At 34.3% G+C, this 11,907-nt stretch carries 10 protein-coding genes and 1 pseudogene; 10 read left to right on the top strand and 1 reads right to left on the bottom strand.

Features of this window, described 5'->3' with window-relative positions; genetic code table 11:
* Positions 1-28: 28 nt before the first annotated feature.
* Positions 29-1,396: a PLP-dependent aminotransferase family protein gene (locus tag RBQ61_RS00800; RefSeq protein WP_308138652.1), complete on the bottom strand. Its 1,368-nt coding sequence runs from the start codon at positions 1,394-1,396 to the stop codon at positions 29-31.
* Positions 1,397-1,509: 113 nt separating this feature from the next.
* Here RBQ61_RS00800 and RBQ61_RS00795 point away from each other — a divergent pair, with 113 nt between their 5' ends.
* The 10 genes and pseudogenes from RBQ61_RS00795 to RBQ61_RS00750 form a co-directional block, all read left to right on the top strand.
* Positions 1,510-2,727: an aminotransferase class III-fold pyridoxal phosphate-dependent enzyme gene (locus RBQ61_RS00795; RefSeq protein ID WP_308138651.1), complete on the top strand. Its 1,218-nt coding sequence runs from the start codon at positions 1,510-1,512 to the stop codon at positions 2,725-2,727.
* Between the two features lie 233 nt (positions 2,728-2,960).
* Positions 2,961-3,710, top strand: a complete 750-nt coding sequence (locus tag RBQ61_RS00790) for a CPBP family intramembrane glutamic endopeptidase (protein ID WP_308138650.1) — start codon at positions 2,961-2,963, stop codon at positions 3,708-3,710.
* Positions 3,711-3,871: 161 nt separating this feature from the next.
* On the top strand, positions 3,872-4,180 hold the full coding sequence (locus RBQ61_RS00785; RefSeq protein ID WP_308138649.1) for an MGMT family protein: 309 nt from the start codon (positions 3,872-3,874) through the stop codon (positions 4,178-4,180).
* 375 nt (positions 4,181-4,555) lie between these two features.
* Positions 4,556-6,115: a BCCT family transporter gene (locus tag RBQ61_RS00780; protein WP_308138648.1), complete on the top strand. Its 1,560-nt coding sequence runs from the start codon at positions 4,556-4,558 to the stop codon at positions 6,113-6,115.
* Positions 6,116-6,420: 305 nt separating this feature from the next.
* Positions 6,421-7,962, top strand: coding sequence for a BCCT family transporter (locus tag RBQ61_RS00775; protein ID WP_308138647.1), 1,542 nt, complete (start codon positions 6,421-6,423; stop codon positions 7,960-7,962).
* Positions 7,963-8,151: 189 nt separating this feature from the next.
* Entirely contained in the window at positions 8,152-9,117 is a 966-nt protein-coding gene (locus RBQ61_RS00770) for an ornithine cyclodeaminase family protein (protein WP_308138646.1), read from the top strand.
* 166 nt (positions 9,118-9,283) lie between these two features.
* Positions 9,284-9,958: a TetR/AcrR family transcriptional regulator gene (locus RBQ61_RS00765; RefSeq protein WP_308138645.1), complete on the top strand. Its 675-nt coding sequence runs from the start codon at positions 9,284-9,286 to the stop codon at positions 9,956-9,958.
* Between the two features lie 4 nt (positions 9,959-9,962).
* On the top strand, positions 9,963-10,115 hold the full coding sequence (locus RBQ61_RS00760; RefSeq protein ID WP_308138644.1) for a hypothetical protein: 153 nt from the start codon (positions 9,963-9,965) through the stop codon (positions 10,113-10,115).
* Positions 10,116-10,374: 259 nt separating this feature from the next.
* The gene (locus RBQ61_RS00755; RefSeq protein WP_308138643.1) at positions 10,375-10,737 is read left to right on the top strand and encodes a BlaI/MecI/CopY family transcriptional regulator; all 363 of its coding nucleotides are present in this window, start codon (positions 10,375-10,377) and stop codon (positions 10,735-10,737) included.
* Position 10,738: 1 nt separating this feature from the next.
* Positions 10,739-11,659: pseudogene (locus RBQ61_RS00750) on the top strand (M56 family metallopeptidase); the annotation flags it as partial.
* Positions 11,660-11,907 lie beyond the last annotated feature (248 nt).

The following is an 11,907-nucleotide window of genomic DNA, read 5'->3' as shown; positions in this document are numbered from 1 at the left end:
CGTCACCAAAATCGTAAAAATTGTCCATTTATTTATGATTTTTTGCGCTGTACTTATTTCTCAAGTTATTAATTTCCATGATTACTGTTCTCAGACTGTTCAATCTTTCTTCCATAACTCCGGATATGCAAAGTCTTACTGAATCATTACCTTGAAAGCAGTTTGACGGATAGCAATTTGTTGCTGTCTTTATGAGAATGCCCTTGTGCCTAAGATTGTTTTCGAGCTCCTCTCCCCTTACACCGAAGGGCAAGCTGAGCCACAAAAATATTCCGTGGTGTGGAACGTGAAAGCTTACATCCTCACAAGAAGAGGTTTTGAAAATCGCATCACAGATTCTAAGCTTTGCTTCATATGATTTTCTGACTTTTTTAATGTGTTTTTCATACATCCCAGACTTAATAAACAAATCAAGAGCCGCCTGAGGGATCAAGGATGTATTTAAATCGCTCACGTGCTTAAGATTAAGCACATCTTCGTAAATTGATTTTGGAAGAACCGCCACCCCAGTTCTTATTCCAGGCATGAAGGTCTTTGAAAAGCTTTTTATGTACACAGAGCTTTTCGTTGTATCATAGTAGTGAATGGGCATAAACCCTTTTGCAGAGCCAAGGTCTGCAAGATAATCATCCTCTATTACAAGAACCTCGTATTTTTTAGAAAGCTTTACAATTTTAAGTTTGTCATTTTCCGAAAGAGAATAACCTGTTGGATTGTGGTGCCTTGGTATTATGTAAAAGCACACTATTTCACCTGTGCGAAAAATTTTTTCCATAGCATTGTAGTCAAAGCCATCAACTTTTTTTTCGATTCCCACAGCTTCAACACCTAATTGTCTTGCCATGTCAAGAACAAGGCTGTAGGTGGGAGATTCAACAAGAAGCTTTCCATTTCTTGTCCTAAAAGCAGACTGAAGCACAAGCCACAGTGCCTGCTGGGCTCCGTGAGTTATTATCATCTGCTGAGAAGAAGTATACACACCGTCCTTTTCAAATTCAGTTTTAAGAGTATTTCTTAAAGAGCTGAGCCCTCCCTCATGCTCGTATCCAAAGAGCTCACCTTTGTATAAATCCACAGCATTGTTCATCACGTGGGCAAACTCTCTGTAGGGAATAAGTTTTTCATCAGGCTTGACAGTGCAAAAGTCAACCAAATCATCTTCAGTGTCCCTTGAGTTCTGAGCTGAATCCACAAGATAGAATCCTCCTCTTGGAATGCTGTATACTCTGTGCTCATCCTCCAATTCATTGTAGGCTTTGTTTGCGGTAATTTTATTGACTCCAAGCTTTGAAGATATTTCTCTGCAGCTTGGCAGACGCTGGCCTGCTTTAATTTTTCCTGACTTAACTTCATTAAAAATATAGTTTTTAACTAAATCAACCTTACTTATTTCCATAACACACCTCAAAGAAACTGTAGTAGTACAGAATGAAATATTTGCAATTGAACTATTATACATTATATTATATATTAAAAATGAAAAAAATAAATCATTATTGGAGGAAAAAAATGAACAAATCCTACAATGACATGCATATTAGAATGTTTCCTGATCCCAGCGTTTCCATCACTGCCGTTAAAGCTTACGGAACAAAACTTCTTACTGAGGAATACGGAGAAATTATTGATTTGGAATCTGGCTGCTGGGCTGCTGTCTTAGGTCACTGCAACTATGAAATTACTCACGTACTTCAGGAAATGGCAGGCATGCTGTTTCACACCAATCAGATGATAGGTACAGAGCATCCGGGAGCGTTGGTGAAGGAGCTTGGAGAAGCTGCAAACTTCAAATGCAGCTACAAGGGTACATTTATGACATCAGGAAGTGAAGCTGTATCTCTGTCAGTTGTTCTTGCAGAGCTTCTCACAGGAAGAGAAAAAAAACTCTGCTTTTCAATTTCTAATTTAGGTTCGGCACGAGAGCTGCGAATGCCGAGAGATACAAAATTTTGGAATGATGTGAATATAAATGATTGCCTTAACTGCAAAAAAAATATAACATGCGGCGAATGCGGCAAATTTAATTCTATTGATTTTTCAGAATATGCTGCTTTTGTATTTGAGCCGGGTAACTCAGCAGGTCTGGTTCTTTGTCAACCACAAAAGCTCATAGATTTCTTTGTGCAAAAATGCAGAGAAGAAGACTGCCTGATAATAGCAAATGAAGTAACAACAGGCTTTGGAAGAACAGGAAAGTGGTTTGGATTTCAGCATTACAACTGCTTTGACAGCAAAGAAAATTTCCCTGATTTAATATGCCTTGGCAAAGGCCTCGGCAACGGATATCCCGTGAGTTGCCTGCTAATTCGTTCAAATCTTGCAGAAGCTACAGAAAAAACTAACTTTAAATATGTGCAGTCCCACACAGATGATCCACTGGGATGTATTGTGGCAAGAAAAGTTGTAGAAATTATAGAAAAGGAAAAGCTCATAGAAAAATCACAAAAAACCGGTGAATATTTCAGAAAAAGGCTCTTTGAAATTGATGGCATTGGAGAAATAAGAGGCAGAGGCATGATGAACGTGGTCATGCTCAATAAAACTTTTAAATCCAAGGTTGTATTTCACAAGCTTCTTAGTAGCGGTTTCTTTGTTGGTTATTCTGAGCTATATAATTTTATTCATCTCTATGCGCCTTTGACCCTTTCAGAAAGTGAAATCGACAGCTTCTGCAGTGCTCTTGAAAAAATTTTGAAAGCTTACCATTTAAATTTCCAAGAAATATAAATGGTACTACTAACTGCTCAACATCTTGGCAATGTAAATAAAGTGATTCCAATTTGTACAAACAAAAGTCTTTAATTATAACACTAATATTGTGGTGTATCTTCTAGAAAAAATATATTTATAGTAATAGAAATTGTAACAAAATTGTGATAAGCTTTTGGTAGAGATTAATATATCTATTGCCTACAAAGTAGCATTAATAATTACTTAGAGAAATAGAGGTGGGAGCTGAGATGAAAATTAAAAGGTTGTCATTCATGGAATTGGCTTTCCTTTGCGTATGCATGATTCTCATTTTTTTGGTTCGTACAAAGTATGTATTCTCATTCATATTATCTTTAATGGTATTAATTGTTTTCGAGAATCAATTAACAAATTATAAAGTCGAAATAAAGAAGGAAAAAAAATTTTTATATGCATTTATTTTAGTTTTTATTGCATATATGATTATTCAGATTATTGCTAATTTAGTGAATACAGATCACTATACGCTTAATCAATTGAGACTGTTATTTCAAGTGCCATTGACAATGACTATTTTATTAGGATATTTATTTAAAGTTAGGCTGAACGATTTCAACTGGGCTATTACTACTAAAAGTTTTTTTATAGTTATAATGATATTTATTTTGTTGGAGTCAGTAACAATTGTTGACTTGCAAACGGAGAGCAATACGATTAGCTTTTATATCAAAAATTTCATACAGAAATTATTTTATCCAAGTATAATAGAGGAAGTACTTTTTAGGGGTCTTTTCATAAATGGGCTGCTTGCATTTCATATAAGAGAAGATAAAGCAAATATAATTCAATCTATTATTTTTGGTATAGTTCATATTGTTGGTTATAAAGAAATATCTATAGGCATACTTCTATCAACTTGCATTCAAATGTTTATAGGATTTATATTTGGGAAAATATGTATTCAAACAAAGTCATTAACACCATGTATACTATTACATGCACTTATAGATACAATTTAGAGAACAGGAAACAGAGGAACTCAGAATAGTTCAGCTTGGTCGGCAGCCAATCGAGTCCTTCGTAAAACGAATTTTGAAGAGAATTTTCAAGAAATATGAGCTTATGCCAAAAGGATATCTGAATTGCATGAAAAAGCACATAAAGAAGATAGAGAGGTACTATGAAGCGAGTGTTAGAAGAAGATTTGATTTATGAGATTCTTTCCGTTGTAGAGGAAATTCCGGAGGGTAGTGTTGCTACATATGGACAAATAGCAAGGCTAATTGGAAGAGATAAAAATGCAAGACTTGTTGGAAAAGTACTCAGCAGGGCAGAATGTTATGGAGACTATCCTTGTCATAGAGTAGTTAATCATGCTGGTAGACTAGCGCCAGGATGGGTTGAACAAGGTGCATTGCTTCGCAACGAGGGTATTCCTCTAAAAGATGAAACCCATGTTGACTTAAAGAAATGTCAATGGGACTGCTGACAGTAAAACTTAGAGATGATTATTGACTTTTCTTATTGTTAATTACATATAGTGAATCGGTAAATATTCTGATTTCGTAAAGAAGTAAAATGAAAATTATTAAAATATAATCTAAATCGAAGTTCATCTTATTATGGATGAACTTTTTTGATGTTATCAAAAATTGACTTGAAGGTTTATTTATAAGATTAAATACATGAAAAAAGTCTAGGCTAATTTGTTTGAAGAAAAGAATGGAAGTGTAAAAATTGTTAAAAAAATAATCAAAGTCTATTGACAAAAAAAGATCTAATGATTAAAATATAACCAATTGATTATTTTGTGAAAGTTATAACTTAACATTATTAATAATTCATACATTTGAGGAGGCAAAAAATGGCAAAAATTGAGACAAAAAAGGGGAAAATTGAGTGGTTGCGATTTGGTATTCTTACAGTTTTTTTAATCTTGTTTATTCTAGGTTCTCTAATAAATGGTAGTACTACCTACAAAGCGATTATCGTAGGGTTTAACTTTATTTCAACAAATCTAGGTGGCCTTACACAAATTTTGATGTTTCTCTTATGGGTGATTGCACTTTATGTTGCAATATCAAAATTTGGAAATATTCGTATTGGCGGCAAAGATTCAAAGAAAGAAACAAATACCTTTAGTTGGTATGCTGTTATCATTACAACAATGCTTGCAGGTGGAGGAGTGTTTTACGCAACAGCAGAGCCATTTTATCATTTTATAAATTTGCCTCCGCATTTTAATGGAATAGAGTCTGCAACAACAAAAGCAGTAGGATATGCTTTAGCTCAAAGTGCATTTAATTGGGGATATTTGGTATGGGGGGCAACAGCTTTCTGTATTCCACTATTAGCTTATGTTATCTATGAAAAGGGTTTACCAAATAGGCCAAGTTCTATGCTCTGGTTAATCAGTGGCGAAAAAGTAACTAATGGTGTATTAGGTAAGGCTTTTGATATATTTTCTTTAATTGGTGTTGCAGCTGGAACGATTGGACCTACAGGATTTCTAGGGCTACAAATTGCCTTTGCGCTAAATGCGGTGTGGGGAATTCCAAATACAGCATTAACACAAATTGTTGTTATTTTAGTAGCTTCCATTACATTTGTAATTGGTGCAGCGACAGGCTTGAAGAAAGGTATTGATTTATTATCGAGGGCAACAGTGTATCTAGGAGTAGTTTTTGCTGCGGGCATTTTGACTTTAGGATGTGGAATGTTTGTATTTGATTCCTATATCAATAGTCTAGGTGTGTTTATGCATAATTTTTTTGTTATGGCATTTACAAGAGTAGACCCTACTTGGTTAGGTAGTTGGACAATTTTCTATCAGATTTGGTTCCTGGCATACGGGCCATCTATGGCGGTATTAGCATTAAGTATGTCTAAAGGGCGTACATTAAGAGAAGTGATGATTGGAATTGGAGTAATCTGTCCAATGATTGCGGGTGTGTGGTTCTCGATTTTTGGTGGAGTCGCAATAGGATTTGAAATGCAAAACGCTGGAATATTATCAACTGTTATGAACACAGATGGGTTACCAAGTGTTCTTATTACCTTGCTTCAACAGTTACCCCATTCTTACATTATGATTCCTTTAGCCTTAATATTAATTACATTATTTCTTGTCACGACAGGCTCTGGAGCTGCATACAGTATGTCTGTTCAGGTCACTAATATGGATGTGCCATATGCATGGATTCGAGCCCTATTAGCAATTCTACTAGGTGCTTCAGCTGCAGCTTTAGTTCTTATTGGAGGAAATGATGCAATGAGCGCTATGCAGAACTTTATAGTTATATGTGGATTACCGCTTATTGTATTTTATATTATGTTAATTCCAAGTGTTTTTAAAGCAGCTAGGTTGCTATATCAAAACAAGCAACTGAGAGTTGAGGAAGGGATACTAGAAACAGAAGAGTAATTTCTTTATCGGTTCTAATTGAAAATTATTAAAATATAATCTTAATCGAAGTTCGTCTTATTATGGATGAACTTTTTTGATGTTATCAATAAAAGGTTTGAAGGTTTATTTTTAAAATTGAACACATGAAAAAAATGTCCAGACTAGTTTATTTGAAGAAAAGAATGGAAGTGCAAAAATTGTTTAAAAAAATAAATAAAGCCTATTGACAAAAAGCAATCAAGTGATTAGAATGTAATCAATCGATTATTTTGTGAAAGTTATAACTTGAAATTATTACCAATCATACATTTAAGGAGGCAAAAATGGAAAAAAGTGAAATGAAAAAGGGAAACATTGAGTGGTTACGATTTGGAATTTTGGCAGGATTTTTAATTCTATTCGTAATATGTTCATTAGTTAATGGTGAAGCTACATACGGAGTCATTTCCAATGGATTTAATGTTGTTGCTAATTACTTTGGCGGATTTATACAGCTGATGATGGTAAGTTTTTGGTTGATAGCGTTATTTATAGCAATTTCAAAATTCGGAAATATAAGAATTGGTGGGAAAGATGCAAAAGTAGAAACTAATACATTTAGCTGGTATGCAATTATCATTACAACAATGCTTGCCGGTGGTGGTGTTTTTTATGCAGCAGCAGAACCATTTTATCATTTTGTAAATGTACCCCCACATTTTGAAGGTGTTGAAGCAGGAACATTTACAGCAGCTGGCTATGCTTTAGCTCAAGGTGCATTTAATTGGGGGTATTTGGTATGGGGAGCAACAGCTTTCTGTATTCCACTTTTAGCTTATGTAATTTATGAGAAAGGACTCCCAAATAGACCAAGCTCTATGCTTTATCTAATTGGTGGTGAAAAAGCAGCAAATGGTGTTGCAGGTAAAGCTTTTGACATTTTTGCTTTAATTGGTGTTGCTGCAGGGACAATTGGGCCAACAGGCTTCCTTGGACTTCAGATTGCATTTGCTTTAAATGCTGTATGGGGCATTCCGAATACAGTTATGACACAAATAGTGGTTATTCTGATTGCAGCAGTAGCATTTATATTTGGTGCGGCTACAGGGCTTAAAAAGGGTATGGATTATCTTTCTAAAGCGACAATATATTTAGGAGCGATATTTGCTGTATCTATTTTACTTCTTTGTACTGGAATGTTTGTAGTTGACAATTATGTAAATAGTCTTGGAATTTTTATTCAGAATTTCTTCATTATGTCCTTTTCTAGATTAGATATCGCATGGATGGGTGGATGGACAGTCTTCTATCAAATTTGGTTCCTTGCTTATGGGCCATCAATGGCAGTGTTAACCTTAAGCATGTCAAAAGGACGTTCTTTACGCCAGATATTACTTGGTATAGCAGTTGTATGTCCACTTATTACAGGAATTTGGTTTGCTATTTTTGGTGGCTCTGCAATTGGTTTTGAAATGTTAAATCCAGGAGTTCTTTCAGAATCGCTTAATTCGGCAGGGTTACCTAGTGTATTAATAAGTTTGCTACAGCATATTCCGGGTTCATTCTTTATGATACCGCTAGCTCTTAGTTTGATTGTATTATTCCTAGTGACAACAGGAGCAGGAGCTGCGTACAGTATGGCTGTACAAACTACTCGTATGGAAGAACCGTATCCATGGATTCGTGCTCTTTTTGCAGCTCTTCTAGGCGCTGTAGCAGCAGCTTTGGTAATAATTGGTGGAAATGATGCAATGAGTGCTATGCAAAATTTTATTGTAATTTGCGGGTTACCTTTAATCTTCTTCTATGTTGCACTAATTCCGAGTGTACTTAAAGCTGGAAAGCTTTTGTATAATAATGTATTATTAAGAATTGATAATGAATAGGTTGAATGGGATAATGAAACCTAGATAAGAAATATTAACAGTGAAATAAAATAATATTGATAATTTGTTGAAATAGAAAAGTAACATCTGGAGAAGGAAGAACTCCTTCTTCTGTTATTAGATAATAAAAATGTATTAACTGCATAGCCATTAGTGGCTACGACATTAATTATACTAGGAGGCTTATAAATGGAAAAAATGGTATTTATTTATGAGGAACAAGTTAAAGAAACAATGAATATGAGTCTGGCTCTTGAAACTATAAGAGAAGCATACAAGGCTTCTGCAGAAGGAAAAAGATATGCACCAGGTAGGGTTGTTGGACCAATCCGAGGAGAAGAAAATTGTGGTCAATGGCTAGTGGCAAATTGTTTAGATGTTCCATTCTTTGGATCTAAGTTTTCTGCAGTATTTAAAGACAATATTACAAAGGGACTGCCAAGCGTAATTTCTAAAATTAGTCTTTATTCTGCCGAAACTGGAGAACAGGTTGCTTTAATCAATGCAAATTATCTAACTGCAATTAAGACTGGTGGTAGTGCTGGTGTTGCCACAGATGTAATGGCTAGAAAAGATGCTCATTGTTTGGGTGTAATCGGAACTGGTGAACAAGCCTATACGCAGGTTCTTGCTGTACAGGAAGTTAGAGAACTTACAGAGTTAAGAATTTATGATTCACTTCCTGATAGAGTGGATAAATTTGCAGAGAGAATCGCAAAAGTTCAAAATAAACCGTACATAATCATAAAATGTAAATCAGCTAGTGAATTGGTATCTAATTCTGATATTATTTGCACATGCACACCTTCCCTTACCCCAGTATTTAATGGCTCTGAATTAAAACCTGGTACTCATGTCAATGCCATAGGCTCTTTTACACCATTTATGCAAGAAATTGATGAAGAAACAGTTGTAAAAGCAGCGCGCATCATTACAGAACATGTTGAAGGACTTTGGGAAGCTGCAGGAGATATCCTAATTCCTGTAGAAAAGGGAGTAGTTTCTAAAGAAAAAGTCGTTGGATCTGTAGGTGATTGCCTTGTTGGCAATGTTAAAGCTCGTGAAAATGATGAAGAAATCACTCTATATGAAAGTGTTGGATCTTGCGTACTAGATGTATCTATGGCTATAGCAACATATGAAGCTTGTAAGTAATTAGTTCTCGTAAATTTAAATATATCTCACCTTCAAGGTTTAATAATAAGCCTTGAAGGTATTTTTTAAATTATGCAAGTTAAATTATTGTTGATTAAATCTGCAGTTTAGTGATATGATAGTTTTATAAAAAATAATCATTTGATTATAATAAGGAAGATTAGTAATGAAAACGAATATTACATTAAAAAAGAAAAGAGTTATGTTATATTTTATAGAGTCCGCAGCTAATATTATGGCAAATGAAGGTGTGGATCAGTTAACAATACGTAATGTTTCGGAAAGAGCAGGTTATAACAGTGCTACATTATATAACTACTTTGATAACTTTGATGAGTTGAAAGAATGGGCATCTATCTATTGTATAACTGATTACTTAAGTGAATGCTGTGATATTCTTGCGCAGAGAATTGATAGTCTCGATAATCTGATGGAAATTTGGTTGACATATTGCCGATATGCATTTCAGAATCCTCAATTATATTCATATATATTTTTTTCATCTCAATCGAGTAATATACAAAGAAATTTAAAGATAGTTTCAGAAGCGTTTCCAGATTGGCTACATCGTGATCTTCGCAATGAACGCATTGAGAAGTTTGTCAATGGTCCAAATACAGAAGTTCGTTCTCTTTATCTTGTAGAATTATGTATTCAAGATGGTTATTTTAAGGAAGAAGATAAGATTGATATTAATAATATTGCGGGTATTTTAACAGCAGGTTTGCTCCAGGAATTATATGCTAAAGGAGAATTAGTTAATCAAGAAATGATCGAAGCTGCTTTGGAAAAATTTAAGAAGTATTTTGGTCAATATATTGCAGCTAAAAGAATTAGATAAAAATATGAATGCTAAATGCGAATCCGCTGGTGTAATATCGGTGGATTTTTCTTTGGAGTTAATAGTCCATACGGATATAAGTCTGATGCAGAAAAAATTGGGAAAGAATGAAGAAGAGCGAACTATTCGGGGAAACCGAATAGTTCAATTATTTTAGGAATGAATAGAATTAAAGAATCCTCAATTAGGATAATAGATAAAGATTTAGGAACTGAATTAATATATGTCATTGAGCAAAATGCAGAAATTTGAACTCGAAGTGAAAGAACCAGAGAGCGAAGGATTCGTTAGAAATTTACGGAACGTGATAATAAGGATAATTAAATATAAATATAAAATTTAGCATTGACATATTAGTCTATAGAGGATAGACTAATAGCGTGAGGTCGATATTGTATAGACTAGGGAGGCTTGTCATGAAAGAATATAAACTTACTGAGAGTGAAGAAAAGTTTGCGGATATCATTTGGCGTAATGAGCCCATAGGTTCTGGTGATCTTGTCAAGCTATGTGAAAAAGAAATGAAATGGAAAAAGTCCACAACATATACAGTACTTAAAAAATTATGCGAAAAAGGTATTTTTCTAAATGAAAATGCTGTTGTTACATCGATAATCACAAAGGAAGAGTATTACTCAAATCAAAGTAAACGCTTCGTTGAAGATACTTTTGGAGGGTCATTACCTAAATTTTTGACAGCTTTTATTGGAGGTAAAAAATTAAGTAATCATCAAGCAGAAGAATTGAAAAAACTGATTGATGATCATAAGGAGGTATGAAATGAGTGAACTATTTCTTGCTATTTTGAACATGAGTATTACGGCTAGTTATGTAATTATTTTTGTTATACTCATCAGGCTGGCGATTCAAAAAGCTCCAAAGGTTATTTCCTATGCATTATGGGTTGTGGTAGCTTTTCGCCTTGTTATCCCATTTTCATTTGAGAGTGTATTCAGTTTATTACCGCAGACTGCTGCTCCTATTCCTCATGATATAATTTATCAACAAAAGCTACTGATAAGTAGTGGAATACTATCTGTTGATACGATGGTTAACGAAGTACTTCCTTCACAGGTTATAGGTGGTAGTGTAAACCCTATGCATATTTATATAGAAATAGGTGCACATATTTGGATGATAGGTATAATTACATTACTTGCATATAGTCTTATTTCTATTTTTCGCCTAAAAAAGCTATTAAAAAATGCACAATTAATTGAGCAAAATATTTATGAAGCTGATAATTTAAAAACCCCCTTTGTATTGGGTATTATAAGTCCCAAAATTTACCTGCCAGCGGGACTAGATAAAGAAGAATGGAAATACATTCTTTTGCATGAACAGACACACATTTATCGAAAAGACCACATCATTAAGATAACAGCCTTCATAATATTGACAATACACTGGTTTAATCCTCTTGTGTGGGTTGCATTCATGTTAATGAGTATCGATATGGAACTTTCCTGTGACGAACGAGTATTGAAAGAAATTAATATTGATATTAAAAAATCTTACGCTAATTCATTATTGACACTTGCAACCGGAAGACGTATTTTAAATGGAAGTCCTCTTGCTTTTGGCGAGGGTAATGTGAAGTGGAGGATAAAAAATGTGTTAAATTATAAAAAACCAAGATTTTGGGTTGTTGCTATTTCAACTATCGTTGTGATAGCGGTTGGAATTGGTCTAATAGCAAATCCTAAAACTGATTCACTAAATAATGCTATTACAGATTTAAGGCCAATGATTATGGTTAACGGTGAGCTATATCTTGATACGGGAAAACAAATACCTGTTGAGATAGATGAAAGTGCAATAATTGGTGAAGTCAGTTCTTCGGTTGACCAGTCGGAAAAACCTACTGAAGAAGGACAAACCAACTTTGGAAGCATAGGTTCAAAGTATGCTCATTTTGAAGAGAATATTGTTGTTTTAATTAATAATGA

Origin of the sequence: Sedimentibacter sp. MB35-C1, assembly GCF_030913635.1 — a bacterium.
In the GTDB taxonomy this organism is placed as follows: domain Bacteria; phylum Bacillota; class Clostridia; order Tissierellales; family Sedimentibacteraceae; genus Sedimentibacter.
The sequence above is the reverse complement of the archived record's forward strand: the minus strand, read 5'-3'. Positions and strand labels throughout refer to the sequence as shown.

Excerpts from the sequence above, each read along its gene's own strand:
- RBQ61_RS00785 (WP_308138649.1), top strand. The coding sequence starts at position 3,872 with ATGAAGCGAGTGTTAGAAGAAGATTTGATTTATGAGATTCTTTCCGTT.
- RBQ61_RS00800 (WP_308138652.1), bottom strand. The coding sequence starts at position 1,396 with ATGGAAATAAGTAAGGTTGATTTAGTTAAAAACTATATTTTTAATGAA.
- RBQ61_RS00760 (WP_308138644.1), top strand. The coding sequence starts at position 9,963 with ATGAATGCTAAATGCGAATCCGCTGGTGTAATATCGGTGGATTTTTCT.
- RBQ61_RS00795 (WP_308138651.1), top strand. The coding sequence starts at position 1,510 with ATGAACAAATCCTACAATGACATGCATATTAGAATGTTTCCTGATCCC.
- RBQ61_RS00755 (WP_308138643.1), top strand. The coding sequence starts at position 10,375 with ATGAAAGAATATAAACTTACTGAGAGTGAAGAAAAGTTTGCGGATATC.
- RBQ61_RS00765 (WP_308138645.1), top strand. The coding sequence starts at position 9,284 with ATGAAAACGAATATTACATTAAAAAAGAAAAGAGTTATGTTATATTTT.
- RBQ61_RS00775 (WP_308138647.1), top strand. The coding sequence starts at position 6,421 with ATGGAAAAAAGTGAAATGAAAAAGGGAAACATTGAGTGGTTACGATTT.
- RBQ61_RS00780 (WP_308138648.1), top strand. The coding sequence starts at position 4,556 with ATGGCAAAAATTGAGACAAAAAAGGGGAAAATTGAGTGGTTGCGATTT.
- RBQ61_RS00790 (WP_308138650.1), top strand. The coding sequence starts at position 2,961 with ATGAAAATTAAAAGGTTGTCATTCATGGAATTGGCTTTCCTTTGCGTA.
- RBQ61_RS00770 (WP_308138646.1), top strand. The coding sequence starts at position 8,152 with ATGGAAAAAATGGTATTTATTTATGAGGAACAAGTTAAAGAAACAATG.